25 protein-coding genes and 1 other RNA gene are annotated in these 26,262 nt (G+C 48.5%); 14 read left to right on the top strand and 12 right to left on the bottom strand.

Annotated elements, in window-relative coordinates; all coding sequences use genetic code 11:
- Nucleotides 1-10: 10 nt before the first annotated feature.
- The gene (gene ubiH / locus EWA64_RS06310; RefSeq protein WP_061893208.1) at nucleotides 11-1,189 is read right to left on the bottom strand and encodes a 2-octaprenyl-6-methoxyphenyl hydroxylase; all 1,179 of its coding nucleotides are present in this window, start codon (nucleotides 1,187-1,189) and stop codon (nucleotides 11-13) included.
- A gap of 11 nt (nucleotides 1,190-1,200) precedes the next feature.
- Nucleotides 1,201-1,776: a YecA/YgfB family protein gene (locus tag EWA64_RS06315; protein ID WP_061893207.1), complete on the bottom strand. Its 576-nt coding sequence runs from the start codon at nucleotides 1,774-1,776 to the stop codon at nucleotides 1,201-1,203.
- 247 nt (nucleotides 1,777-2,023) lie between these two features.
- Between EWA64_RS06315 and EWA64_RS06320 the strand changes: the two genes are divergently transcribed.
- From EWA64_RS06320 to serA, 5 genes are all read left to right on the top strand, one after another.
- Nucleotides 2,024-2,335 (top strand): cell division protein ZapA, encoded by a 312-nt coding sequence (locus EWA64_RS06320; protein ID WP_045571254.1) that lies wholly within the window; start codon nucleotides 2,024-2,026, stop codon nucleotides 2,333-2,335.
- A 4-nt stretch (nucleotides 2,336-2,339) separates the two neighbouring features.
- A non-coding RNA gene (gene ssrS, locus EWA64_RS06325) (6S RNA) lies at nucleotides 2,340-2,524 on the top strand.
- Between the two features lie 5 nt (nucleotides 2,525-2,529).
- A complete protein-coding gene (locus tag EWA64_RS06330; protein ID WP_061893206.1) occupies nucleotides 2,530-3,129 on the top strand; it encodes a 5-formyltetrahydrofolate cyclo-ligase in 600 nt (199 codons plus the stop codon).
- 54 nt (nucleotides 3,130-3,183) lie between these two features.
- Nucleotides 3,184-3,840, top strand: a complete 657-nt coding sequence (gene rpiA, locus EWA64_RS06335; protein WP_061893205.1) for a ribose-5-phosphate isomerase RpiA — start codon at nucleotides 3,184-3,186, stop codon at nucleotides 3,838-3,840.
- A gap of 259 nt (nucleotides 3,841-4,099) precedes the next feature.
- Nucleotides 4,100-5,329, top strand: coding sequence for a phosphoglycerate dehydrogenase (serA, locus tag EWA64_RS06340; protein ID WP_061893204.1), 1,230 nt, complete (start codon nucleotides 4,100-4,102; stop codon nucleotides 5,327-5,329).
- 67 nt (nucleotides 5,330-5,396) lie between these two features.
- On the opposite strand, the gene EWA64_RS06345 is transcribed toward serA, so the two are convergent.
- Both EWA64_RS06345 and EWA64_RS06350 read right to left on the bottom strand, forming a co-directional pair.
- Nucleotides 5,397-6,092 (bottom strand): oxidative stress defense protein, encoded by a 696-nt coding sequence (locus tag EWA64_RS06345; protein ID WP_061893203.1) that lies wholly within the window; start codon nucleotides 6,090-6,092, stop codon nucleotides 5,397-5,399.
- Between the two features lie 106 nt (nucleotides 6,093-6,198).
- Entirely contained in the window at nucleotides 6,199-7,095 is an 897-nt protein-coding gene (locus EWA64_RS06350) for a LysR family transcriptional regulator ArgP (protein ID WP_061893202.1), read from the bottom strand.
- 133 nt (nucleotides 7,096-7,228) lie between these two features.
- On the opposite strand from EWA64_RS06350, the gene EWA64_RS06355 reads away from it, so the two are divergent.
- Nucleotides 7,229-7,858 (top strand): LysE/ArgO family amino acid transporter, encoded by a 630-nt coding sequence (locus EWA64_RS06355; RefSeq protein WP_039439464.1) that lies wholly within the window; start codon nucleotides 7,229-7,231, stop codon nucleotides 7,856-7,858.
- A gap of 89 nt (nucleotides 7,859-7,947) precedes the next feature.
- On the opposite strand, the gene mscS is transcribed toward EWA64_RS06355, so the two are convergent.
- The 5 genes from mscS to EWA64_RS06380 form a co-directional block, all read right to left on the bottom strand.
- Complete coding sequence (gene mscS / locus EWA64_RS06360) at nucleotides 7,948-8,811, bottom strand: small-conductance mechanosensitive channel MscS (protein ID WP_061893201.1); 864 nt, start codon at nucleotides 8,809-8,811, stop codon at nucleotides 7,948-7,950.
- 213 nt (nucleotides 8,812-9,024) lie between these two features.
- Nucleotides 9,025-10,101 (bottom strand): class II fructose-bisphosphate aldolase, encoded by a 1,077-nt coding sequence (gene fbaA / locus EWA64_RS06365; protein ID WP_061893200.1) that lies wholly within the window; start codon nucleotides 10,099-10,101, stop codon nucleotides 9,025-9,027.
- Nucleotides 10,102-10,257: 156 nt separating this feature from the next.
- Nucleotides 10,258-11,421 carry a phosphoglycerate kinase gene (locus tag EWA64_RS06370; protein WP_039436082.1) on the bottom strand — a complete coding sequence of 388 codons (1,164 nt, stop codon included), beginning with the start codon at nucleotides 11,419-11,421 and terminating at the stop codon, nucleotides 10,258-10,260.
- A 147-nt stretch (nucleotides 11,422-11,568) separates the two neighbouring features.
- Entirely contained in the window at nucleotides 11,569-12,594 is a 1,026-nt protein-coding gene (epd, locus tag EWA64_RS06375; RefSeq protein ID WP_039431673.1) for an erythrose-4-phosphate dehydrogenase, read from the bottom strand.
- Between the two features lie 130 nt (nucleotides 12,595-12,724).
- Nucleotides 12,725-14,683 (bottom strand): ligand-gated channel protein, encoded by a 1,959-nt coding sequence (locus EWA64_RS06380; protein ID WP_082796590.1) that lies wholly within the window; start codon nucleotides 14,681-14,683, stop codon nucleotides 12,725-12,727.
- 141 nt (nucleotides 14,684-14,824) lie between these two features.
- On the opposite strand from EWA64_RS06380, the gene EWA64_RS06385 reads away from it, so the two are divergent.
- Nucleotides 14,825-15,718, top strand: a complete 894-nt coding sequence (locus tag EWA64_RS06385; protein WP_061893199.1) for a LysR family transcriptional regulator — start codon at nucleotides 14,825-14,827, stop codon at nucleotides 15,716-15,718.
- A gap of 92 nt (nucleotides 15,719-15,810) precedes the next feature.
- Here EWA64_RS06385 and tkt read toward each other — a convergent pair whose 3' ends face one another.
- Nucleotides 15,811-17,805 (bottom strand): transketolase, encoded by a 1,995-nt coding sequence (gene tkt / locus EWA64_RS06390; protein ID WP_061893198.1) that lies wholly within the window; start codon nucleotides 17,803-17,805, stop codon nucleotides 15,811-15,813.
- 322 nt (nucleotides 17,806-18,127) lie between these two features.
- On the opposite strand from tkt, the gene metK reads away from it, so the two are divergent.
- From metK to endA, 3 genes are all read left to right on the top strand, one after another.
- Nucleotides 18,128-19,282, top strand: coding sequence for a methionine adenosyltransferase (metK, locus tag EWA64_RS06395; protein ID WP_039430517.1), 1,155 nt, complete (start codon nucleotides 18,128-18,130; stop codon nucleotides 19,280-19,282).
- Nucleotides 19,283-19,391: 109 nt separating this feature from the next.
- On the top strand, nucleotides 19,392-19,892 hold the full coding sequence (locus EWA64_RS06400) for a SprT family zinc-dependent metalloprotease (protein WP_061893197.1): 501 nt from the start codon (nucleotides 19,392-19,394) through the stop codon (nucleotides 19,890-19,892).
- Between the two features lie 119 nt (nucleotides 19,893-20,011).
- Complete coding sequence (endA, locus tag EWA64_RS06405) at nucleotides 20,012-20,707, top strand: deoxyribonuclease I (protein ID WP_061893196.1); 696 nt, start codon at nucleotides 20,012-20,014, stop codon at nucleotides 20,705-20,707.
- Nucleotides 20,708-20,743: 36 nt separating this feature from the next.
- Here endA and EWA64_RS06410 read toward each other — a convergent pair whose 3' ends face one another.
- Nucleotides 20,744-22,078: a hypothetical protein gene (locus EWA64_RS06410; protein ID WP_061893195.1), complete on the bottom strand. Its 1,335-nt coding sequence runs from the start codon at nucleotides 22,076-22,078 to the stop codon at nucleotides 20,744-20,746.
- 230 nt (nucleotides 22,079-22,308) lie between these two features.
- On the opposite strand from EWA64_RS06410, the gene rsmE reads away from it, so the two are divergent.
- From rsmE to ruvX, 4 genes are read left to right on the top strand one after another with little or no spacing between them, the layout of a single operon-like run.
- Entirely contained in the window at nucleotides 22,309-23,040 is a 732-nt protein-coding gene (gene rsmE, locus EWA64_RS06415) for a 16S rRNA (uracil(1498)-N(3))-methyltransferase (RefSeq protein WP_061893194.1), read from the top strand.
- A gap of 14 nt (nucleotides 23,041-23,054) precedes the next feature.
- The gene (gene gshB, locus EWA64_RS06420) at nucleotides 23,055-24,008 is read left to right on the top strand and encodes a glutathione synthase (protein WP_045572511.1); all 954 of its coding nucleotides are present in this window, start codon (nucleotides 23,055-23,057) and stop codon (nucleotides 24,006-24,008) included.
- A 51-nt stretch (nucleotides 24,009-24,059) separates the two neighbouring features.
- Nucleotides 24,060-24,623, top strand: coding sequence for a YqgE/AlgH family protein (locus EWA64_RS06425; protein ID WP_045572510.1), 564 nt, complete (start codon nucleotides 24,060-24,062; stop codon nucleotides 24,621-24,623).
- Nucleotides 24,624-24,663: 40 nt separating this feature from the next.
- Nucleotides 24,664-25,086: a Holliday junction resolvase RuvX gene (gene ruvX / locus EWA64_RS06430; protein ID WP_039430523.1), complete on the top strand. Its 423-nt coding sequence runs from the start codon at nucleotides 24,664-24,666 to the stop codon at nucleotides 25,084-25,086.
- Between the two features lie 61 nt (nucleotides 25,087-25,147).
- On the opposite strand, the gene EWA64_RS06435 is transcribed toward ruvX, so the two are convergent.
- The gene (locus tag EWA64_RS06435; protein ID WP_039431675.1) at nucleotides 25,148-26,254 is read right to left on the bottom strand and encodes a PilT/PilU family type 4a pilus ATPase; all 1,107 of its coding nucleotides are present in this window, start codon (nucleotides 26,252-26,254) and stop codon (nucleotides 25,148-25,150) included.
- Nucleotides 26,255-26,262 lie beyond the last annotated feature (8 nt).

Here is a 26,262-nt window from a genome sequence, read left to right on the forward strand (position 1 = left end):
TGTTTACTCGTTATCGGCTCACCAGCCCTAAAGTCTGGCGAAGTAAAGGTTGTTTTAACAGCGAAAAATTATCCATCAACCCTAAGCCAAGATTACGCCCGAGGCGCAAGCTAAGGTAATCATTGGAAAAAATATGCACTAAGGCACTGGTCATTTGAATCGTATTACGGCGGTCTGCTGCGCGTCTTTGCTTGAAGCGCATCAGCGTTGGGTAATCACCAACATCTTGCTCTGAACTGACAATTTCTTCAGCCAAGCTGGCGACATCACGAATACCCAAATTAAACCCTTGCCCTGCGATTGGATGCAAGGTTTGCGCAGCGTTGCCCACCACGGCAAAGCGGTGGGAAATGTTTTGCGTTCTATGGTGCAATACCAATGGATAGCTCGCACGTTGCCCCACTCGTTTGAATGCGCCTAAACGCCAGCCAAACGCCTGTTGCAACTGGCCGAGAAACTCGCTGTCAGGCAACGCCATGACTCGCGCCGCCTCTTGCGGAGGCAAGCACCAGACTAATGACATGCGATTGTCAGACATCGGCAGTAGCGCCAGCGGGCCATGTTCAGTAAAGCGCTCAAACGCCCGACCGAGATGCAACTCCTGAGTAACAATATTGGCAATGATCGCGGTTTGCTGGAAATCGTGCTTTTGCAACGCGAGGCCAAGTTGCTCACAGCAAGACGAGACGGCCCCATCAGCGGCGACCAACAAACGCGAGGTCAACGATTGGCCACTTTGCAACGTCAAGTGAACTTGTTGCGAGTCACGCTGCACATCAATAACGGCATCAGGCAGATAAACGTCAATCGACGGATGATGTTGTAGCCGCTGCTGATAAAATCGCCCAACGTCGGCCAGCTCCACCACATAGCCTAACGCCTCCTCCCCCACTTCTTGCACGCCAATGTCCGTCATGCCTGCATGCGAACGGTCAGAAACGTGAATATGGCGGATCGGTGTGGCGAAAGGCAACATCTCGTCCCAAAGGGCAAAACGTTTCAATAAGGTAACGGTACCGAATGAGAGCGCAATCGAGCGCGAATCAAAGCCGGGGTGGGATTGCGTCTCTACCGCATGAGGCTCAACCACCGCCACACGCAATCTATTCCCACTCAAATGGGCAATCGCCAAAGCCAAAGTGGCTCCTGCCATCGCACCGCCCGCAATCACAACATCATACTGCGCCATCGCCTACTCCCTCAGTGAATCGTTGGGTTATCTTGCTTCTCAGCTTTCGCGCCGAATTCTGCGTGGATGATCAAAGCGCACGCTTTAACGTGCTCAATTACCTGTTCGAGCAGTTCAGCTTGTTCCGCTAAATCTTCTTCTTCGTCGATACCGAGGCGGGCTATTTCTTCCATGTCTGACAGCGCTTCTTTCGCTACTGTCGACGCTTGGTTCACTGTTGCCCCTGCAAGACCAAGGCCTGAAATAAAGTGATTAACCCAATCAGACAAGCCATCAGCCAAAGCAAACAGCGCCTCGTCTCCTGATTCATCTGGTAAGAGTAGATTGAGCTCGATCTCACTGCTGGTCAATTCGGCACTGGTCGCTTTAAAGAGATTCTCGGCCAATGCTAACGCTTCACTTGGCCATCCCATACCATCATTGGTGTAGTCAAACAGCATTGGCTGCCAACTCAGAGAGTTAAGTGGCAATCCACCGCTCAACATGCCACACAACAAGCCGTGTAACTCAGCAGGTGTCACGGCCAAACTGGCCATTTTTAATAAATCAGACGCTTGTGGATAGTTTGGCAATTGAATTTCACTCATGATTCAGTCTTGTGATGAAAAATTGGTAGCGCCAATCGTACCATTTAGACCGATGGGCGAAAACGACGACGTCACGGTTTTCTGGATAGCAATTAAGCAAATTGTCCAATTACTGTCACTTTGCCATGACATTTCACTCAGAGGCATGGTGAAAAGCTTGAATCTTCATAGCGCTTTACCTATAGTTTGCTCCTCGGTCGTTGTTGAGTACAATACCTAAGTAAACGCGTTACAGAGTTAATTCATCATGAGCAACCAAGCGGTAGACGTTGAAATTCTTGGCAAAATGACCCGTGTCAGCTGTCCGGCAGGGCAAGAACAGGCATTGGTTGCCGCGGCTCAAGATCTCGATCGCCGATTGAAAGAGATGAGTGAACGTACTAAGGTAACTAATGAGACCCAATTGTTGACCTTCGCAGCACTCAACATCTGCTATGAACTCAACAGTAAGTTCAGTGAAGAGAATCAACAACAGGTACTCCTTACTGAACGGATGGAAAAATTGACCGCTTCTATTGAAGAAGCCTTAAGTAGCGTCAAGCAAGGATTGCATCGCTAAAGAATTTACCCTGGAGTGTTTGTCAGCGGGATTTACGTCCCTGAGCCGATAAGCAACAACCAAGGGTTGGTACTTGATAGCTATTGAGCAAGCTTGGCTCGCACCGAGAAGCCTACGGTTATCATTGCCGATCCGCCTTGAACCAGCTGGTTCAAGGGCCATAATCCGCAACGGCACTCTGGGGTACCCTTTCTATGCAGACATTGTCTCGTCAAGATTTTCGCCGCTTAATCCGCACCAAACGCAACGCCCTGTGCAGCGATACTCAATATCAAGCCGCTCTCGATCTTATCCACCAATTTTCTCAGTTAAGCGAGTTGCCGCAAGCGCAGCACATCGCACTCTATCTCTCTTCAGATGGAGAGTTAGATACCTCGCCGCTGATCCACTGGCTGTGGCAACAAGATAAAGCCGTCTATCTGCCGGTCATTCATCCTTTTTCTCAAGGACAATTGCTGTTTTTGCATTACACACCAAAAACGGCTTTAGTCTACAACCGCTACGGCATTCTTGAGCCCAAACTCGACCTAAGGCTGATTCAACCACTGGCAAAATTGGATTTGATTTGCACTCCATTAGTTGGCTTTGATCGCCACGGACATCGTCTCGGCATGGGAGGCGGTTATTATGATCGCACGCTCTCGGGCTGGTTTACTACCGGAGTAGGCGCCAAGCCGATCGGCATTGCTCACGATTGCCAATACGTGGAAGCGTTGCCCGTCGAAGCATGGGATATTCCTTTGCCCAAGATCGTGACTCCAAGCCAGATCTGGCAATGGGAAATCGAGCGCTAACTCGCTATAATCGCGCGGCACCGTTTACCCCCTTCATCAATTCAGGAGATGAGCATGACTCAAGATGAAATGAAAAAAGCCGCTGGTTGGGCAGCACTGAAATATGTAGAGAAAGGCAGTATTGTTGGCGTTGGTACTGGCTCAACCGTTAATCACTTCATCGATGCTCTGGGCACCATGAGCGAAGAGATCAAAGGAGCGGTTTCTAGCTCCGTCGCTTCTACCGAGAAACTCGAAGCACTGGGCATAAAAGTGTTTGATTGCAACGAAGTAGCCTCTCTGGATATCTATGTCGACGGCGCTGACGAAATCAACGCCGATCGCGAAATGATCAAAGGCGGTGGCGCCGCGCTCACTCGCGAGAAGATTGTTGCGGCGATTGCCGACAAGTTCATCTGTATTGTTGATGGCACAAAAGCCGTTGACGTACTGGGCAGCTTCCCTCTGCCTGTTGAAGTGATCCCAATGGCTCGCTCTTATGTCGCTCGTCAGCTCGTTAAGCTTGGTGGTGACCCTTGCTACCGCGAAGGTGTTATCACCGACAATGGTAACGTGATCCTCGATGTCTACGGAATGAAGATCACCAACCCTAAAGAGCTAGAGAGCCAAATCAATGGTATCGCTGGCGTGGTCACCGTTGGTTTGTTTGCTCATCGCGGTGCCGATGTGGTGATCACGGGTACACCACAAGGGGCAAAAATCGAGGAATAATTCGCTGGCTTTGTGCTTATTTCCGTTATTTGCTTACAGACGGTGCCTTAGGGCACCGTTTTTTATCACTTTCACTAAGAAAATTATCTCTTATTCCGTAATTTTCTTACCCAAAGCAAATTTTTTTTGTTACTTTATTGAACAGAAGACGCACAAGGAAACGTTTGTCCTATAACAAAACTGTTAATTTTATCACTTTTAGCCGTTTTGCCGCATGTGCGCCACATTAGCCCACCTTTCCATTTTAAGGACGATAACAATGGCCAAAGTTTCACTGGAAAAAGACAAAATTAAGATCTTACTTCTTGAAGGCCTTCACCCATCTTCGGTAGAAGTACTGCAATCCGCTGGTTATACCAATATCGAGTACCACAAAGGTTCTCTTTCAGAAGAAAAACTTATCGAAGCGGTTAAAGATGCGCACTTCATCGGCATTCGCTCCCGTACCAACCTAACCGCAGAAGTGATCAATGCAGCACAAAAGCTGGTTGCGATTGGTTGTTTCTGTATCGGTACCAACCAAGTAGACCTTAATGCAGCGGCCAAACGTGGTATTCCAGTGTTCAACGCGCCGTTTTCCAATACCCGCAGCGTAGCGGAACTTGTCCTTGGGCAAATTCTCCTGTTACTACGTGGCATTCCTGAGAAAAATGCGCTGGCACATCGTGGTATTTGGAAAAAAAGTGCGGACCATTCCTATGAAGCGCGTGGTAAACGCCTAGGTATTATCGGCTACGGCCACATTGGCACTCAGCTGGGCATTATTGCTGAAAACTTAGGGATGCGTGTTTACTTCTACGATATTGAAAACAAGCTTTCACTAGGTAACGCGACGCAAGTGCACACTATGAGCGAGCTGCTTAACAAGTGTGATGTGATTTCGCTGCACGTACCCGAAACCCCAGATACCAAAGATATGATGGGAGCGGAAGAGTTCGCGCGCATGAAGCCAGGCTCTATTTTCATCAACGCCGCACGCGGTACTGTGGTGGATATTGAAGCGCTCTGCCACGCCTTGGAATCAGGCCATTTGGCGGGCGCGGCTATCGATGTATTCCCAGTGGAGCCAGCAACCAACGCCGATCCTTTTGAGTCGCCATTGCAAAAATTCGACAACGTCATCCTCACCCCGCACGTCGGCGGTTCGACGCAGGAAGCGCAGGAAAACATCGGCGTTGAAGTGGCAGGCAAACTGGCTAAGTACTCTGACAACGGTTCAACGCTGTCTAGTGTAAACTTCCCTGAGGTTTCTCTGCCAGAGCATCGCAGTTGTTCACGTCTGCTGCACATCCACCAAAACCGTCCGGGTATTCTGACGCAAATCAACACTATTTTTGCCAAAGAAGGGATCAACATCGCGGGTCAGTATCTACAGACCTCGGCTGATATCGGTTATGTGGTGATTGACGTTGAAACAGAACGCTCTGAAGAAGCACTGGTGAAACTAAAAGAGATTGAAGGCACGATCCGCGCGCGCATCCTGCACTAACCGTACATTCACTAACAATCATACAAAAGGGCAGATTCTTCTGCCCTTTACTTTTGCCACTTCGCTTTTATTCCGCGAGCTGATAGATCACATCCACCTGATCACGAATGATCAAACTGGAGTCCTGGTAACTGTTTGACTCCGCTTTTGCATCCATCGCCATAGAGCGCATCAGCACTGGCTGCACATTGGGTTGGTTGTAGTTAATCTGCCAGATTTCGCCCAAGTTTTTACCGAAACCTTTCGCCAGTGAACTGGCTTTTTGCCGCGCATCATTAATCGCTTCTAAACGCGCTTGTTGCTGATATTCTGCTTCATTGCTGACTTTAAGCTCGACGCTGTCGATCTGATTGATCCCCGCATTCAGCGCCAGATCTAAATAGTTGTTGAGTGCCGAAAGGTCGTCGACTTGCACCGTGACGCTGCGTGAAGCGCGATAGCCAATGAGTTCAGGCTTAGCATTGTTTGGATAGTGATACTGCGGAGCAAGATAGAGATTGGAACTGCGAATACTCTCTTTACCGATGCCAGCTTTGTTGAGACTAGTGAGGAAAGCATCGACCGTACTATCAACCGACTGCTTGGCCGACTCCGCGGTCATGCTAGATTCCACCACTTTGACAGAAAACACCGCACTGTCGGGAATCGCAACAACTTCACCATAGCCCGTCGTCGAGAGGTGGGCAAAATTCAGTGTATTAGCCAAGGCTGGCGAGCTGGAGATTAGCGCACTCACAAGTAGGTAGGGAGAGAACCGTTTCATTTATCAAACCTTCTATTATCAGACACTTCTGATAATAGAAGGTTTGGCCAATTAACCAATATCTGGCGATGATTTCTTACACAATTTTGACGCGCTCAGCACGTCCCTACTGCGGAAGGTGGGCCTGTGCATAGCTGACAATCGCTTGGGATATTTCTTGCAAAATGCCCGTCTCCAATTGCCAGTGATGCCAGTAAATACGGTTGGAAAGCAGAAAACCTGGAGTAATATCCACCAATTCGCCCGAGAGCAACTCTCTTTCAATTTGTAATTTTGGGATCAAACAGTAAGCGATGCCCGATACCGCTAAGCGTACAAACGCCTCAGAACTGCCGACGTTATGATTGATCACGCTGTCTCTGGCAATATTGAAATGATCTGCAAGAAACTTACGATGCAAATCATCATACTGATCGTAGGAAACCGCAGGCGCTTTGCTGAGCGTCTGGTAGTTCACGCCCTGCTGGAAATAGCGGCGAACAAAGTCCGGACTGGCGACACACACATAATCCATTCGGCCTAAATAATCGGCTCGACACCCGGTAATTGGCTGAGATTCCAAACTGATCGCCCCAGCTACTTCGCCACTTTTCAGCTTTTCAATCGAGCGTGACTCACCATAAATGGCCAAATTGAGTTCCACTTGTCGCTGTGTCATCACCTCTTTCAGCGCGGGCAACAGCCATGTTGCGAGGCTGTCAGCATTGGTGGCCAGAGCCAGCTGCACCGGTCTTGATACGTCGTCGTTCATCAGCTCGGGGATCAATTCATGCTCAAGCAGGCGAATGCGTTGATACAAACCAATCAGTTTCTTGCCAACGGGAGTCGGTTTAGGCGGCTGCTCGCGAATCAATACTGGCTGGGCAAGGAACTTCTCCAACTGTTTCACTCGCTGGGAGATGGCCGATTGGGAGATAAACAGCTCCTCTGCTGCCCGCTCAAAACCGCCTTGTGTTACCACGGCATTAAGCGCCTCTATCCATTTGTAATCCAATCCGCGCATCCGACTCCCCTACTCTTAATCAACGATTAGATATTCTTATATATGATTAAAATCATTAATTACACTTATTAAAACAAAAGAGCTACCTTGCTCACATTCTCTTATCTGTATCACTTTTTATCTGGGGTTTACCGTGAATTTCTGGCTGTTATTACAGGGATTTGGCTTAGGCGCGACCATGATTATTCCCATTGGCGCACAAAATGCTTTTGTGCTGAATCAAGGCATTAAAAGACAACATCATTTGACCACGGCGGCTATTTGCAGCGTACTGGACATGATTTTTATCTCTCTGGGCATTTTTGGTGGCGGCGCGATTTTATCGCAAAATGAGATGCTACTGACTTCCGTCACCTTAGGGGGAATTGCTTTTCTTGCCGTGTACGGTTTCATGTCGCTGCGCAGTGCGCTAAAACCGGGCAACGCCACTGAAAATAAACAGGAGATCACGGCACGCGGGCGTCGTACCGTGATTCTTGGCGCTCTAGCGGTCACGGTACTTAATCCACACCTCTATTTGGATACCGTGGTGATTCTTGGCTCAATTGGTGGTCAGTTTGAAGGGCACGATCGGATTGCTTTTGCTCTCGGCACCATTTTGGCTTCTTTTGTTTGGTTTTATACCTTATCGATTGGCGCCGCCAAACTCGGCCCAACGTTGTCAAAACCAAAGGTGAAACGCGGAATTGATATGCTGGTGGCCGCCATGATGTTTACTATCGCCTTTGTGCTAACCAAAGGGCTATATCTGCAGTACAGCTAACCTTACGCGCGCGGCGTATTTTGTTTCCTGATAAATAAAAAGCGAGGCTTGTCGCCTCGCTTTGCTCTGTTCTCAATAAAGATAACAAGTTAGTTCATTTTGTTCAGGTGAACATCCATTTGCGGGAATGGGATCTCGATACCGTTTGCATCCAGCGCCTCTTTAATCGCCTGCATGTTGTCAAAGTAGACTGGCCAGTAATCGGAAGTTTTCACCCAAGGACGCACAACAAAGTTAACAGAAGAGTCTGCCAGCGTGTGTACCCCAATAGTGATATCTGGATCTTTCAAAATACGCGGATCTTTTTCCAAGGTTTCGCGCAGCACCTGTTTGGTTTTCTTCAGATCCGATTTGTAAGAAACACCAATTACCATATCCACACGGCGTGTTTCGTGACGAGAGTAGTTGGTAATTGGTCCGCCAATTACCGATGAGTTCGGTACCACCACCATTTTGTTGTCTGGCGTTTTGAGTACTGTCTGAAAAATCTGGATCGCTTCAACGCTGCCTGCAACGCCACCTACTTCGACATAATCGCCCGACTTGAAAGGACGGAAAGCGACAATCAGCACACCTGCGGCAAAATTGGACAAAGAACCTTGCAAAGCCAAACCAATCGCTAAACCGGCGGCACCAATCACAGCCACCACGGAAGCCGTTTGCACGCCAAGACGGCCAAGAGCAGCAATCAGCACAATCACAAACAAGAGATAACGTACTAAGCCGTGAATAAACTGCACGACTGCCTTATCCATCTGTTTGCTTTCGAGCACTTTCGCGACGCTGTTTGCCACCGCTTTCACTATCATGTTACCAATGAACAGAATAATGATGGCGGAGATAATATTCACGCCATATTGAATAAATAGGTCTGAGTTGTTCGTCAGCCAAGTTTCAGCCTGTGCCAGACTGTCTACAAGTGGAGTTTCAATCCCCACAGATTCACCTGCCATAATTTGTTTCCTCAATCTGTTACGAGCCTGTATGTATACGTGGCTAATTAGCGTGCCATTGATACGACAATGCACCGCAAGGCAGCACTCATATCAATCTGTACAAGGTTAAGCAATTCTCGTCATATGTGCCAGAAATTTCACCATAAGTGATTAACAAGCATAAAAAAACCCGCTCAAATGAGCGGGCTTTTAGCAAAAATTTGCGACGAATTATAGTACGTCTACTGCGTTCAGGTCAGCAAAGGCTTTCTCAAGACGAGCAACCATAGAAGCTTGACCAGCACGTAGCCATACGCGTGGGTCATAGTACTTCTTGTTCGGCGCATCTTCACCCGTTGGGTTGCCGATTTGACCTTGTAGGTAATCGTGGTTTTCTGCTTCGTACTGACGGATACCATCCCAAGTTGCCCACTGAGTATCAGTATCGATGTTCATTTTGATCACACCGTAAGAGATAGACTCTTTGATTTCTGCTTCAGTAGAACCTGAACCGCCGTGGAATACGAAGTTCAGAGAGTTGGCTGGAAGACCAAATTTCTCAGAAACGTACGCTTGAGAATCACGTAGGATAGTTGGAGTCAGAACAACGTTACCTGGCTTGTAAACGCCGTGTACGTTACCGAAAGAAGCCGCGATAGTGAAACGGTGGCTCACTGCGTTCAGTTTCTCGTATGCGTAAGCAACGTCTTCAGGAGAAGTGTACAGCTCAGAAGAGTCCATATCTGAGTTATCAACGCCATCTTCTTCACCACCAGTACAACCCAGTTCGATCTCGATTGTCATGTTCATTTTCGCCATGCGCTCTAGGTACTTAGCACAGGTTTCAACGTTCTCTTCTAGAGACTCTTCAGAAAGGTCTAGCATGTGAGAAGAGAATAGCGGCTTACCAGTTTGAGCGAAGAACTCTTCACCAGCGTCTAGCAGACCGTCGATCCATGGTAGAAGTTTCTTAGCCGCGTGGTCAGTGTGCAGAATCACTGGCACACCGTATGCTTCAGCAACAGCGTGAACGTATTTCGCGCCCGCTACTGCACCAAGAATTTGTGCACCTTGACCTTCCAGTTTAACGCCTTTACCTGCGAAGAAAGCCGCGCCACCGTTAGAGAACTGAACGATAACTGGTGCTTTCACTTTCGCAGCCGCTTCTAGTACACCGTTAACAGAATCTGTGTTCACACAGTTCACTGCTGGAAGAGCGAAGTTGTTCTCTTTAGCTACTTGAAATACTTTTTGTACGTCATCACCAGAGATAACACCAGGTTTTACGAAATCGAAGATCTTAGACATGGATGGAATCCTATTTATCTGTCGTTTTAAAAACAAAACTTGTTAAGTTTAAATTCTTGCAAACGTTTGCTCACAACGGGCGTCATTCTAGCAGAAGAAACCGGCGCATGCAGCAAACAAGAAAGCGGGAGATTTCTCCCGCCCTCGACATATTGATTAAGCTTTAGCGCGTGCTTCTAGCATTTCAACCGCTGGAAGTACTTTACCTTCTACGAACTCAAGGAACGCACCGCCGCCAGTAGAGATGTATGATACGTCGGCTTTGATACCGAACTTGTCGATTGCCGCTAGCGTGTCACCACCGCCTGCAACAGAGAAAGCTGGAGACTTAGCGATCGCTTCAGAAATGCCTTTGGTACCCGCTTCAAAGTTTTTGAATTCAAATACGCCTACTGGGCCGTTCCAAAGAATGGTTTTCGCGTTTGCGATGATTTCCGCTAGTGCTGCCGTTGAATCTGGACCAAGGTCGAAGATCATGTCGTCGTCTTGAACTTCAGAAACGTGTTTGATTTCTGCTTCTGCGTTCTCATCGAATGCTTTAGCACACGCTACGTCAGTAGCAACAGGAATTGCACACTCTTTCATCAGTTTTTGTGCAGTTTCAACTAGGTCTGCTTCGTACAGAGATTTACCTACATTGTGGCCTTCTGCTGCGATGAAAGTATTAGCGATACCACCACCAACAACCAATTGGTCAGCGATTTTTGATAGCGATTCAAGCACTGTCAGTTTGGTAGATACTTTAGAGCCACCAACGATAGCAACTAGAGGACGCTCTGGGTTGCTCATCGCTTTACCTAGCGCTTCAAGCTCAGCAGCTAATAGAGGGCCAGCACACGCTACGTCAGCAAACATGCCAACGCCGTGTGTTGATGCTTGCGCACGGTGAGCGGTACCGAATGCATCCATTACAAATACGTCACACAGTGCCGCGTATTTCTTAGAAAGTTCTTCGTCGTTTTTCTTCTCGCCTTTATTAAAGCGAACGTTTTCAAGAACAACCAACTCACCAGCGTTTAGCTCAAGACCGTCTAGGTAGTCTTTCGCCAGTTTCACTTCGCAATCTAGCGCGTCGTTTAGGTAGTTCACAACAGGTTGTAGAGAGAATTCTTCTGCGTATTCACCTTCCGTTGGACGGCCAAGGTGAGACGTAACCATCACTTTCGCGCCCGCTTCTAGGCACAGTTTGATCGTTGGCAGAGATGCGATGATACGTGCATCTGAAGTAACTTTGCCGTCTTTTACTGGCACGTTTAGGTCAGCACGGATAAATACACGTTTACCTGCGAGATCCAGGTCAGTCATCTTGATTACAGACATGTTGTGTCCTCTCAAATATTAAAAATAAAGTTTTTGAAAACTCGGCAACCCTGCCAAGCCTGTTAATTCTTTAAACTGGACTTGATATGGAGTTACTGACAATTTATTTCAAGCCTAGAAATAAATTTTCTCCGCGGCGACTACAGACTACTTAGCCGCCTGCATTGCGAGCGCAGTATCCAGCATGCGATTCGCAAAGCCCCATTCGTTATCGCACCACACCAGCATTTTCACCAAATGCCCGTTACTGACTCGTGTCTGCGTTCCATCCACAATCGCACTATGCGGATCGTGGTTGAAATCGATGGAAACCAATGGCGCTTCAGTATAGTCAACAATGCCATGTAATGTACACTGAGACGCCTTCACTATGGTTTGATTTACGTCATTAACTTTCACATTTGTATTAATTGTGACGCTCAAATCCATCGCAGTGACGTTGACTGTCGGCACTCGCACCGAAATAGCTTCAAATTTGTTGGAAAATTTCGGGAATATTCTTTCAATTCCTTTATGCAACTTAGTGTCCACAGGAATAATGGACTGGCTGGCCGCGCGAGTACGGCGCAGATCGGTGTGGTAAGCGTCAATCACCTGTTGATCGTTCATTGAGGAGTGAATGGTGGTGATGGTTCCAGATTCAATGCCAAAAGCGTCATCGAGTGCCTTAATAATTGGCACGATGCAGTTGGTAGTGCAAGAGCCGTTAGACACGACTTTATGCTGCGCGGTCAGCGTTTGATGATTGACGCCATAGATGATGGTGTTGTCCACATCGTTCGCTCCGGGATGAGAAAATAGTACTTTCTTCGCGCCCGCCTTGATGTGCTCTTGCCCATCGGCTTGAGAGCCGTACACGCCAGTACAATCAAGCACTAAATCGACGTCTAAATCGCGCCAAGGGAGTAAATCGATCTCGGCTAGATGAAGAATACGCACCGTATCCATGTCACCGTTGCTGTGATGAATGTAAATGTGTTCTTGGTCATTGCTGATTTTCTTACCAAAACGACCATGCGAGGTGTCGTATTGTAGCAAATGGGCCATGGCATCCGGCTGGGCCAGTTCGTTCACCGCCACCACCTTGATCTGCTGATGCTTACCGCTCTCATATACGGCTCTTAAAACATTACGACCGATACGTCCAAATCCATTGATCGCAACTTTTAGCATTTATCCTTCGCCCTAACTACAATTTTGTGTCACAGATACTACCTGATCAGGCCGAAAAACGCACCTGTTGAATCATAGTAAAGCAGGTTCAAAAAGGCCGAGACAGTACTCGGCCATGTTACAAAGGTGATTAAAAGGCGACGTCTAAACCTAACCAGTAACGACGACCATCTTCGATATATCCGTATTCTTCGTAACTGATTTTCTCGTCCAGCAAGTTATAGATCGCACCTTTGATACGAGTGTTATCGGTTAACTGATATGTCACACCTGCGTCCACAAAAGTATAAGCGGGCTCTACGATACTGTTTCTTGATGGTCCCGTAACCGGATCCATCTCTTTCCCTCGGTAGGTGACTTTCGCCCAACTCTCTAGATCTGCTGTTGTCTGCCAAGTCACATCAACGTTAACCAGGTGCTTTGGTAGTTGCTGTAGCGGCATACCTTTGTACTCACCTGTTTTTTGCTCTGAGTCGGTAAATGTGTAGCTCGAGCTGAGGTAAATGGTTTCCGTTAGCGACGATGCAAAGGTTGCTTCAATACCTTGTGTGACCGCTTCATCCACGTTAACACGGTACGTTGGATCGGCGCCCCATTGGTTTGGCCCATCTGTACAAATGGTATCCGGACAAGCAACACGCGTGATCTTGTCTTTGAATTCATTATGGAACGCAGTCAAAGAAACATCTAAGCCAGCGTCACCTTGATACAAGACGCTGATTTCTTTGTTTAACGACGTTTCAGGATCAAGGTCTGGGTTGCCGTAAATGTTACCGCCACCGCTAACTTGTGCCCAACCAGGAGTAATTTCACGTAATTGTGGCGAGCGGAAACCTGTTGCCACACCGCCTTTCACCGTCCAAGAAGAATCTACACGCCATACACCATAAGCACGCGGGCTGAAGTGCGCACCATAGTTTTCATCATGATCTAAACGGCCACCCAGCGTAATGCTAAACGGTTCGGCGATTCTCCACTCATCTTCTATGAAAACGGCCCACTGCGTATTTGATGCTTTGCTCTTCAATGACGCTTGGTTAGAAGTAAAGTCCTCAAGTTCCGCGTGAGTTCCATCCACACCTGTCGTCAGCGTATGGTTTCCAATGCCTGTCACTAAGCTCGATTTGAAGGTGGTGTTAGTGATCGTCATCTCACGAGATTTGTTCTCGCTTTCTTCACGTTGTAAGTAGGTATCTGATATGCCAACCGAGTCCCAGTTGCCACTGTGGCTTAACGTTACATAACTACGACGATATTCGTTGAGTGAATCTTCACAACCTCTTCGGCATCCCGTCGTTGGCACTGAAAGGCCAACGTTCCCGCGACGATTTTGGGCCGAAGTCCCTCCCTCTATTTGCACAGAATGGCGATCATTGATCTGGTAGGTCAGTTTTGAAGAGAGACTCTGCATATCTTTATCTTCATAACCGTATTCAATATCATCTTCTTCTCTTGCGGTGTACTGACCGTATACTTGGAGAGATAGATTTTCGGCTAGCGGCCCATTGACGAAGAAATTCGCACTCTGCTCTCCGCCCGAACGACTGTTCTCTTGCAGAACGGTGCTTAGCTGAACATTACCAGTCCACTCCATCGCATCTTTTCGCGTGATCACGTTGATCACACCGCCAATCGCATCAGAGCCATAAAGCGTCGACATTGGGCCACGAATGACCTCAATTCGCTCAATCGCTTGAAGAGGAGGCAACCAACCTTGTTCGATACCAGGGCCATCACTATTTGGACGAGTTTCACGCGTGCTTTGACGCTTACCATCGACCAGTATCAAAGTGTATTTAGAGCCCATACCACGGATACTGATGTCGGTAGTATCACCACCGCCTGTCACGACAACACCCGGGACACTTTTTAATGCGTCAGTAACATCACGGTAATAACGAGAGTCTAACTCCTCACGCGATATCACACTAATGCTTGCAGGGGCGTCAGCTTGAGATTGTTCATAACTTGATGCTGTTACAACCACAGTTTCCATTTTGGAAACCGCATCATTGGCAAAAACATGCGGGACACTAACGAAGGCTAAAAAACCAGTCGCAGTAATAACTGGCAGTCTAAAAGTAGACATCTACATCTCCATAATTGATAATGATTATCATTTTGTAGAATTGAATTATTCACAATTAGAACGAGATGCATAGTGATACTTATGGAACGGCCTTTCCCATTTGTGGAATCCGTACATAACGCAGTAAGGAGCAGGTGAAATATGCACGATTTATCATCAATTCGAGCCTTTGATGCGCTCAATCAGCATAAAAGTTTAACAGCTGCTGCAAAGGCTCTTAACCAACCTAAATCAACACTGAGTCGTCGCTTAGCACAACTGGAAGAAGATTTCGGTCAGGCACTGACCGCAAGACAAGGTAACCGATTAGTACTGACAAGAGCGGGAGAAATTTTTGCCAACTACAGTCGTCAGATTCTTGATCTAAGTGAAGAAAGTTATGAGGCGTTGCAAGATTTAACGAACCAAGTTTCAGGACCACTACATATTATTTGTCACACAGCATTAGTGAGAAGTTGGCTAGGTGGCATACTCAACCGCTTTCTTGCCGATAATCCTGACGTTAGGGTTCAACTCATTAGTGACTTTTCTGAAGCGCACCATGACCCTGACTTGTTCATCTGGCTCGGTGAACGCAAAGACCTCGATTGGCGCAAAGAGGTGTTAGGCTCTTTTCGTTATACACCTTTTGCCTCTCCAGCTTATCTAGAACAACACGGTTCGCTCCTCCACCCCAAAGAACTTGAAGCACATCCTTGGATAGATTTTGGCTCGGTACAAGAAAACGGATTAATGCTCACACACCCTCAACACGGTGACTTCTTCTTAGAGCCATTTGCTAGTCGCTTATACTGCGACAACATCGCGATGCAGATCGACAGTATCGCGAATGGTCATGGTATTGGATTGTTGCCGACTTGGACCGCAAGCGTCTATGAGAAGCATCACCCAGGTCGAATTACACCTTGCTTGGAAGGTTGGCTTTCGGAGCCTATTTCCATCAACTGTTACACGCCCGCAGGAAGGCTACCAAGGCGCTTATCCGTACTTTTAGACTATATTAACCAAAGCATTCCACAAGGTTGGAAAAACTGACAAAAAGTAAAAAGGCCATCGCAATGATGGCCTTTCTAACTTTAGCGTTTAACAGTTGTCGCTTACGTTCGACTGTTTAGACGGTCCAGTAATTACGCTAGCAATTCTTTCGCTGTGTTCACCACGTTTTCTACCGTGAAACCGAACATTTCGAACAACTGGTCAGCAGGTGCTGATTCACCGAAAGTCGTCATGCCGATGATACGACCGTCGAAACCAACGTACTTGTACCAGAAATCTGCGATGCCCGCTTCGATAGCGATGCGTGCTGTTACGTCTGATGGTAGTACTGCTTCACGGTAAGCCGCGTCTTGCTTGTCGAATGCATCGGTTGATGGCATGGACACTACGCGTACTTTCTTACCTTCTGCGGTTAGTTGTTCAGCGGCTTTCACTGCTAGCTCAACTTCAGAACCTGTCGCGATTAGGATCAGCTCTGGCTTGCCATCGCTGTCTTTTAGGATGTAACCACCTTTGGCGATGTCTGCCACTTGCTCAGCGCTGCGTGATTGCTGCGCTAGGTTTTGACGAGAGAAAATCAGCGCTGATGGGCCATCTTTACGTTCAATCGCCAGTTTCCATGCGACCGCCGATTCCACTTGGTCACATGGACGCCATGTGCTCATGTTTGGCGTTAGACGCAGAGACGCGATTTGCTCAACCGGTTGGTGAGTTGGGCCATCTTCACCCAAGCCGATAGAGTCGTGCGTGTACACTTGGATGTTTTGCACTTTCATCAGAGCGGCCATACGCATTGCGTTACGTGCGTATTCCATGAACATCAGGAAGGTTGCGCCGTAAGGAACAAAACCGCCGTGCAGCGCGATACCGTTCATGATCGCTGTCATACCAAATTCACGCACACCGTAGTGGATGTAGTTACCCGAGAAGTCGTTTGCTTCTAGCGACTTAGAACCCGACCACATGGTGAGGTTAGAAGGCGCTAGGTCGGCAGAGCCGCCCATGAATTCTGGCAGCATTTTACCAAACGCTTCGAGCGCGTTTTGCGATGCTTTACGTGAAGCAATGTTTGCTGGGTTGGCTTGAAGATCGGCAATGATTTGGTTTGCTTTCTCTTCCCACTCTGCAGGAAGTTCACCGTTTACGCGGCGTTTGAACTCTGCGGCAAGCTCAGGGTACTCGGCTGCGTATGCTTCGAACTTCGCGTTCCAAGCGGCTTCTTTTTCAGCGCCAGCTGCTTTTGCATCCCACTCTGCGTATACATCAGCAGGGATTTCAAATGCAGGGTGTTCCCAACCTAGGAACTCACGTGCTGCGGCAATTTCTTCCGCACCTAGTGGTGCACCGTGACAGTCGTGTGAACCCGATTTGTTTGGTGAACCAAAACCGATGATAGTTTTAGTACAGATAAGCGTTGGGCGAGGATCCGCTTTCGCAGCGATAATTGCTGCGTTGATCGCTTCCGCATTGTGACCATCCACTGCTGGGATAACGTGCCAGCCGTATGCTTCAAAACGCTTAGGCGTATCGTCAGAGAACCAACCCTCCACGTGACCGTCGATAGAGATGCCGTTGTCATCCCAGAATGCAATCAGTTTACCAAGGCCTAGCGTACCCGCTAGAGAACATGCCTCGTGCGAGATACCTTCCATCAGACAGCCATCACCCATGAACACGTAAGTGAAGTGGTCAACGATGTCGTGGCCTTCTTTGTTGAACTGCGCTGCGAGCGCTTTCTCAGCCATTGCCATACCAACCGCGTTGGTGATGCCTTGACCTAGAGGGCCCGTCGTTGTTTCGATACCCGGCGCGTAGCCGTATTCTGGGTGGCCCGGAGTCTTAGAATGCAATTGACGGAAGTTTTTCAGATCATCGATAGAAAGCTCGTAACCGCTAAGGTGCAGTAGCGAGTAAATCAGCATAGAGCCGTGGCCGTTAGACAGCACGAAACGGTCGCGGTCAGCCCACTCTGGGTTTGATGGGTTGTGGTTTAGGTGGCCGCGCCAAAGAACTTCAGCGATGTCCGCCATACCCATAGGTGCCCCTGGGTGGCCTGAGTTTGCTTTTTGTACGCCGTCCATGCTGAGTGCGCGGATTGCATTAGCGAGATGTTTACGAGATGGCATGTCTGCTCCTGAGTGCATTAAGCGATGTAATAAGAAAAATTGCGCTGGCTATTTTCGCAAAGCAATCTCTGCTCTGCAAACGATTTACCCGAGAAAAACCCAGAACAAACCATGCTCTACTTCACTGAAAGTGAAATAGAGCAAATTCTTCGCACCAGCAAGGCAAACGATTACTTTTGGTTCATACTAAAAAATCACTTGTAATTCGAGTATTCAAAACTAGAATGGACGTCTAGATGTAGAAACACCTACAAATCGTATTTCATTCCCGGAGCTGAGAGCAAGTATTCAGCTGCGAAAATTAATCAAAAGTGGAGCTCTCATGGCAAAGCACCTGTTCACTTCTGAGTCAGTATCAGAAGGCCATCCAGACAAAATTGCAGACCAGATTTCTGATGCGGTTCTTGATGCGATTCTTGAGCAAGACCCGAAAGCACGTGTTGCATGTGAAACTTACGTAAAAACCGGCATGGTCATGGTCGGTGGTGAAATTACCACTTCTGCCTGGGTTGATATCGAAGAACTGACGCGCGAAACCGTTCGCGAAATCGGCTACGTTCACTCAGACATGGGCTTCGACGCCAACTCTTGTGCTGTTCTCAACACCATCGGCAAACAGTCTCCTGACATCAACCAAGGCGTTGATAAAGCCGACCCTAAAGAGCAAGGTGCGGGCGACCAAGGCATTATGTTCGGTTACGCATGTAACGAAACCGAAGTACTGATGCCAGCACCAATTACCTACGCGCACCGTTTGATGGAACGTCAAGCGAAAGTACGTAAAGATGGCACACTGCCATGGTTGCGCCCCGATGCAAAATCACAGGTTACTTTCCAATACGATCAAGGCAAAATTGTTGGTATTGATGCGGTTGTCCTGTCTACTCAGCACTGTGATTCTATCTCGACACCAGATCTGCGCGAAGCAGTGATGGAAGAGATCATCAAGCCTGTTCTTCCTTCAGAATGGCTAAACAAAGAAACCAAGTACTTCATCAACCCAACCGGCCGTTTCGTTATCGGTGGTCCAATGGGTGACTGCGGTCTGACGGGTCGTAAGATCATCGTGGATACCTACGGCGGCGCAGCGCGTCACGGTGGTGGTGCTTTCTCTGGTAAAGATCCATCGAAAGTAGACCGTTCTGCCGCTTACGCAGCGCGTTACGTAGCGAAAAACATCGTCGCAGCGGGCATGGCAGATCGTTGTGAAATCCAACTTTCTTATGCAATCGGTGTGGCCGATCCAACCTCTATCATGGTTGAAACGTTCGGTACCGAGAAAGTGTCGCACGACATCATCATTGAAGCCGTTCGCCAGTTCTTCGACCTACGTCCATACGGTCTGCAAGAGATGCTGAATCTGCTTCAGCCAATCTACAAGAAGACCGCTGCATATGGTCACTTCGGTCGCGAAGAGTTCCCTTGGGAAGCAACCGACAAAGCAGCACTACTGCGTGAGTTTGCTGGCATCAAATAATCAGCCTCTTCTCGAACAGAAAGCCTCTGCTACAATGCAGGGGCTTTTTATTATGCGTATAAATTGATTATGCGTAAGAAAACAAATTTCGCCGTTTGAAGAAGAGCCCATGTTGCACCACGAACTAGCCGAACAATCCTCGCAAGTCCTCGCCCACTGTATCGCCTTAGCCGAACAACGCTTTCAGCGCACTTTCCCTCTGCCCAAACTCAGTTTTAACGTTCGAGGCAAAACGGCAGGTAAAGCTTACTTGCAACTGAATGAGATACGCCTCAATCCCGTCTTATTCAACGAAAATCCTCGCGCGTTTTTGCAAGAGGTGATTCCGCATGAAGTCGCCCACCTCATCACCTATCAGGTGTTCGGGCGCGTTAAGCCTCATGGCAAAGAGTGGCAAGCGATGATGAAAGGTCTCTTCAATCTACCAGCAAGAACGACGCATTGCTTTAATATCCATTCGGTCCAAGGGAAAACCTTTCAATATCGCTGCGCCTGCGCCGAGTACCCACTGTCAATTCGCCGCCACAACAAAGTGCAACGTCATCAAGCCAGTTATTGCTGCACAAAGTGCCGTCAGCCTTTGCAGTTTACCGGATTACAACTCAGTTAGCGGCCTGTCTAAGCTCGCCCTCAGTGCAGTTTTGACTCAGCTTTAACAATTCGCTCACTACTTCGCGGCAAAACTGAGTGCTACAATCTAAAAAGTCATACTTTTCTAAGACTTTTTAGATGAAATACCTATTTTCACTACTGGCGGCTCTCAGCAGCTTGCATGTACTGGCTGCGCCCCCGGCCAACTTCTCTGCGGCGAAGAAAGAGGCGCTACAAATTTACCAAGATTATCCGGTCAGTTTTTACTGTGGCTGCGAGATTCAATGGCAAGGAAAGAAAGGCATTCCAGATTTGCAATCTTGTGGTTATCAAGTGCGTAAGCAACAAAATCGTGCCAGTCGTATTGAGTGGGAACATGTGGTGCCCGCTTGGCAGTTCGGCCACCAGCGACAATGTTGGCAAAACGGTGGACGCAAAAATTGCAGCAGACATGATGTTCAGTTTCGCTCGATGGAAGCGGATCTGCATAACCTCACGCCAGCAGTTGGCGAAGTCAACGGCGATCGCTCAAACTTTAACTTTAGCCAGTGGAATGGCGTGGATGGTGAGACCTATGGCCGCTGTGAAATGCAGGTCAATTTCAAAGCGCGTAAAGTGATGCCGCCGGATCGCGCGCGGGGATCGATTGCTCGCACTTACCTCTACATGAGCCGAGAGTACGGCTTCCAACTGTCGAAACAGCAGACTCAGTTGATGCAAGCATGGAATAAAACTTATCCCGTATCGGAGTGGGAATGCATACGCGATGAGCGAATTGCCAAAGTTCAGGGCAACCACAACTCTTATGTGAAGGAAGCGTGTCAAACGCGATAGAAAAATCCCAGTGTCGCCACTGGGATTTCATCATACTTACTCTTTCGCGCCGATATCCTCAAGATAACCAAAGCGTTCTTTACGCTCTTGCGGTGGGGCATAACGCATTTCGCCGGACTCATCGTAAGAACGACCAACAATTTCACACCACCCTTTCCCTAGCGGCATTGTCTTTGGACGCATTGTGCTGCTAGGCATATTGGCGCGAATGTCATTTTCACTCACATTCAAAATGCGTTGTGCGACCAACACGGCACGATCACGCACATTAGCATCGGCGAGACGATTGCGCTGTCCCCACAACACTTTCCAATCGTTACAGCTATAATACGTCGTTTGTGGAACCGACAAGAACGCCACTTCTGAGTACACCTTGTACTTTTTGTACATCATGTAGCTTTCAAACAGCATAGCGACATCCTCTTGTGGCGTAGAGTAGCTGTAAAATGCCGCCGCGCCATCACGTTCAAATTCGCCACCAGCCTGCTGCCCTGTAGACTGACGAACTCTATTGGTCATGGCTTCACCATGAAATGAGACTTGTGCCGCTTCCAATAACAATGCAGAGGTAAGGGGCTGACTGCTGGTCAACTGCTTAGCCACATGATCAGCGGATTCAATCTCGCTGTAAATAGTGCCGCTATCGGCCAATTGCAACAAGTCATTTGGCGGTAGCAGATCGTTCGCGTGCGCCAGTTCATGAGACAACAAACGGAATAGACCCGGTGCAATTTGTTCCGTTTTACGCTCCCCATTGCGCGTAGCATCGTAATCATTTGAGTAGGTGACATAGTCAAATAATTCGCTATCCAAATAGCGAGTGGCGCTGTCATAGCTGAACTGTTTTGAAAATGCCTGACGATAATCTTCTTGCTGGTAAATCGTGCTCCAATCGCTCGCATTGCGCCACAGGTAGGCGGCATCAATATACATAGAAGCGGTCGATGGATGATAAAATGACGGGCGAATATCATAACTGAGCACTATAGTGTTCAGTGGCTTAAACATATTCAGCAGGTCCTGATCGTTGATTTCACGTAGCGCGTCAATAAAGCTTTCCGCCATCCAGGCATGAGAAACCAATAAACGGGAACGAATATCCTCAATGGTGACATTTTGCTGCCTATCAGCACCGATTGGGCGAATTTTTTCTAACGAGCAAGAGCGTCGCTGCTTGTAGATCTTGGCACACTCCAGCGCAGCGTCTGACAATTCAGAGGCTTGATAGGCATAGATTTTACTCAATGATGGGTCACCTTTGATGTTTGGTGAACCGGGGCCACTTGGGCCATCAGATGAAGAAGAGCCGCCATTACAGCCAGCTAAAGTCATCAGCAGAGCACAAGCCACTGCCAGTTTGGTCTTTTTCATAACACTATCCATGATTATTGTACTTATTAATTTGTTTCAACTTTGCCAGCTTGAATACGTTCGCCACCGCAAAGCGGCATACAAAATATTCACAAAATCAATGAATAACAATCACTTTGGCGGAAAATTACGACCTTGCGCTTAAATTACCATACTGACTTGTTTTTTCTCCTCTGAGCATCCATGTTAATCTCTAATTCATTCTGTCTGTTGCAGGAACTCGAAACACAATGCGCATCCCTCGAATTTATCACCCCGAAACACTCCATCTGCACCACATTGTCGCCTTGCAGGAAGACGCCGCTGGCCATATCGGCCGCGTTTTGCGCATGAAAGAAGGGCAAGAAGTGCTGCTGTTTGATGGCAGTGGCGCACAATTTCCAGCCGAAATCACCGAAGTGAGCAAAAAGCAGGTGTTGGTCAAAGTGACACAGCGGGAGGAAAACAGCAGCGAGTCACCTTTAGATCTCCATTTGGGGCAAGTGATCTCGCGCGGTGAAAAGATGGAGTTCACCATCCAGAAATCCGTTGAACTTGGGGTCAATACCATTACGCCACTGATTTCGGAGCGATGCGGCGTTAAATTGGATGAAAAACGCTTTGAGAAAAAACTCGCTCAGTGGCAGAAAATAGCCATTAGCGCTTGTGAGCAATGCGGACGGAACATCATCCCGGAGATTCGCCCCATTATGTCGCTTGAAGCTTGGTGCGCGGAAGAGTACGACGGCCTAAAGCTTAATCTGCACCCTCGGGCCAAATATTCAATCAACACGCTACCGGCGCCGGTCAACAAAGTGCGCCTGCTGATTGGTCCTGAAGGGGGCCTCTCTGCAGAAGAGATCGACATGACACAAACCTATCACTTTGAAGAGACCCTACTCGGTCCACGCGTGTTGCGTACTGAAACCGCAGCACTAACTGCTATTACCGCGCTACAAGTTCGTTTCGGCGATTTGGGTTAATACGGAGAACACACATGATCAAACTCGGCATCGTAATGGACCCTATTTCGTCCATTAACATCAAGAAAGACTCCAGCTTCGCCATGTTGCTGGAAGCACAACGTCGCGGTTGGGAAATCCATTACATGGAGATGAATGATCTACACTTAGAGCAAGGCGTGGCGATTGCCGACACCAAAGTGGTCGAGCTAAAAGAAGATCCTAACGGCTGGTACCAATTTAAGTCAGAGCAAACCATTGAACTGGCTGAACTGGATGCGGTGTTGATGCGTAAAGATCCACCGTTTGACACAGAATACATTTACGCCACCTACATTTTAGAGCGCGCAGAAGAACAAGGCACCTTAATCGTCAACAAGCCACAAAGCCTGCGTGATTGTAACGAGAAACTCTTTACCGCTTGGTTCCCAGAGCTGACGCCAATCACCATGGTGACGCGCAAAGCAGAAAAGATAAAAGCGTTTCGTGAAGAGCATGGCGACATCATCCTTAAACCGCTTGATGGCATGGGTGGTGCATCGATTTTCCGAGTCAAAGAGAACGATCCGAACGTCTCGGTGATCATCGAAACCTTGACCAATCACGGACAAAACTACGCGATGGCGCAAACCTTTGTGCCAGACATCAGCAATGGCGACAAACGTATTCTGGTGGTAGATGGCGAGCCCATGCCTTACTGTTTAGCGCGCATCCCAGCCAAAGGGGAAACGCGCGGTAACCTCGCCGCCGGCGGCCGTGGTGAAGCTCGCCCACTGAGCGAAACCGATAAGAAAATTGCACTAGCCGTCGCACCAACGCTGAAAGAAAAAGGACTGATTTTTGTTGGTTTGGATGTGATTGGCGATAAGCTCACCGAGATCAACGTGACCAGCCCAACTTGTATTCGCGAGATTGAAGCGGCGTTTGATATCTCGATTAGCGGTAAATTGATGGATGCGATTGAGCGCCGCCTTGAAGCCAAAGCTTGAGCACTCAAGAGCCAGTTGGGGCCGGATGGCCCCTTTGAAGGGGAGTCATGTATGAATTTGACCAATCATTTTCTGGTGGCCATGCCGGGGATGAAAGATCCCTATTTCCAGCACCGCGTGATCTACATTTGTGAACACAATGAAGAGGGCGCGATGGGGCTGATGATCAACGCGCCAATCGACATCACCGTGGGCAAAATGCTGGAACAGGTCGATGTGCAGCCAGTTCATCCACAGTTGCATACACAAAGCCTGACCAAACCGGTGTACAACGGCGGCCCAGTTTCCGAGGATCGCGGTTTTATTCTGCACCGCCCCAAAGATTACTACGAGTCAAGCATTCAGATGACCGATCACATCGCCGTCACCACGTCCAAAGATATTTTGACGGTACTCGGCACGGAAGCGGAACCGAGCAGTTATCTCGTCGCTTTAGGCTATTCAGGCTGGAGCGCTGGACAGTTGGAAAGCGAGCTAGCGGAAAACTCTTGGTTAACCGTCGAAGCCAGCCCGGAAATCATTTTCGATACCCCTATCGCCCAGCGTTGGCAAAAAGCGGTACAGATGCTGGGCATTAATGCCATCCAACTTTCCAATCAGGCAGGGCACGCTTAACTCGCGGCCCTTCACTCACTTATTGTTACTTAGGTTATTTATGTCACGTACCATCATGGCTTTCGATTTTGGCACCAAGAGTATTGGCAGCGCCATTGGCCAAGAAATTACCGGCACCGCATCGCCGTTAAAGGCCTTCAAAGCCAACGATGGCATTCCAAATTGGGACGAGATTGAAAAGCAGATCAAAGAGTGGCAGCCCACGTTACTCGTGGTCGGCTTGCCGACTGATCTGCACGGAAAAGATCTGCAAACCATCACGCCTCGGGCGAAGAAATTTGCCCAGCGGCTGCATGGCCGTTTCGGTTTGCCCGTAGAGCTGCACGATGAGCGCCTTTCCACCACCGAAGCACGCGCCGAACTGTTTTCGATGGGCGGCTACAAAGCGCTAAGTAAGGGCAATGTCGATTGTCAATCTGCGGTGATCATTCTAGAAAGCTGGTTTGAAGCGCAGTGGGGCTAACAAGGCGAGGAAAATTGCAAGAGAGGGACAGCTTTCCCTCTCATTGCAGAAAAGTCCGAGCTTAATCCATATCGATCTTCACATTGGCCAAGGATCCGGTGTTATTGAGATCGCCGCGCTGGGTTTTGAGCATCAAACGCAGATCGTTGGCCGAATCGGCACTGTGCAACGCATCTTCTTCGTTGATCTTACCTTCCACCACCAACTTATACAGCGATTGATCAAAGGTCTGCATGCCGATTTCTTTGGAGCGCGCCATGGTCGCTTTCAACTCATGCAATTCGCCGCGGCGGATCAAATCCGACACCCTTGGACTGTTGAGTAACACTTCAAACACACCGTGACGGCCTTTGCCGTTTTTATCACGCAGTAACTGCTGACCTATCACCCCTTTGAGATTCATGGATAGATCAAACAGGAACTGCTCTTTTTGCTCTTTCGGCACTAAATGCAGGATCCGCTCCAACGCTTGGTTGGCGTTGTTGGCATGCAGAGTGGCCATGCACAAGTGGCCCGTTTCGGCAAAGGTCATGGCGTATTCCATCGTCTCTCGGCTGCGGATCTCGCCGATGAGGATCATATCTGGCGCTTGACGCAGCGAGTTTTTCAGCGCCACTTCGTAACTTTCGGTATCGAGCCCCACTTCCCGCTGAGTGACAATACAGCGCTTGTGCTCGTGGACAAATTCAATCGGGTCTTCCACCGTAAGAATGTGACCACTACGATGGCTATTGCGATAGCCCGTCATCGCCGCCATGGTGGTGGATTTCCCCGATCCCGTCGCTCCCACCACCAGCACAAGACCGCGTTTGGCAATCGACAAATCTTGCAGCACTTGGGGCAACTTGAGTTCTTCAAACGTCGGAATATGAGTTTCAATGCGGCGAATCACCGCGCCGGGTAGCTCTCGCTGATAAAACGCACTGACGCGAAAACGGCCAGAGTCACGCACAATCGCGAAGTTTGATTCACGGGTTTTACGAAAATCGGCGCGCCGCTCTTCATCCATTGCACCGTCGAGAAACTGCGCGACCTCGGCTTCTGAGAGCTTAGCGCCTTGCGGGCGCAACTCGCCATCGACGCGAAACAGCACCGGCGCGCCTACCGTAATATACAAATCCGACGCTTTAAGAGAGAGCATCCCTTCCAGCACTCGGTTTAACTCAATACTCATGC

This window comes from Vibrio cidicii (genome assembly GCF_009665415.1).
Lineage (GTDB): Bacteria > Pseudomonadota > Gammaproteobacteria > Enterobacterales > Vibrionaceae > Vibrio > Vibrio cidicii.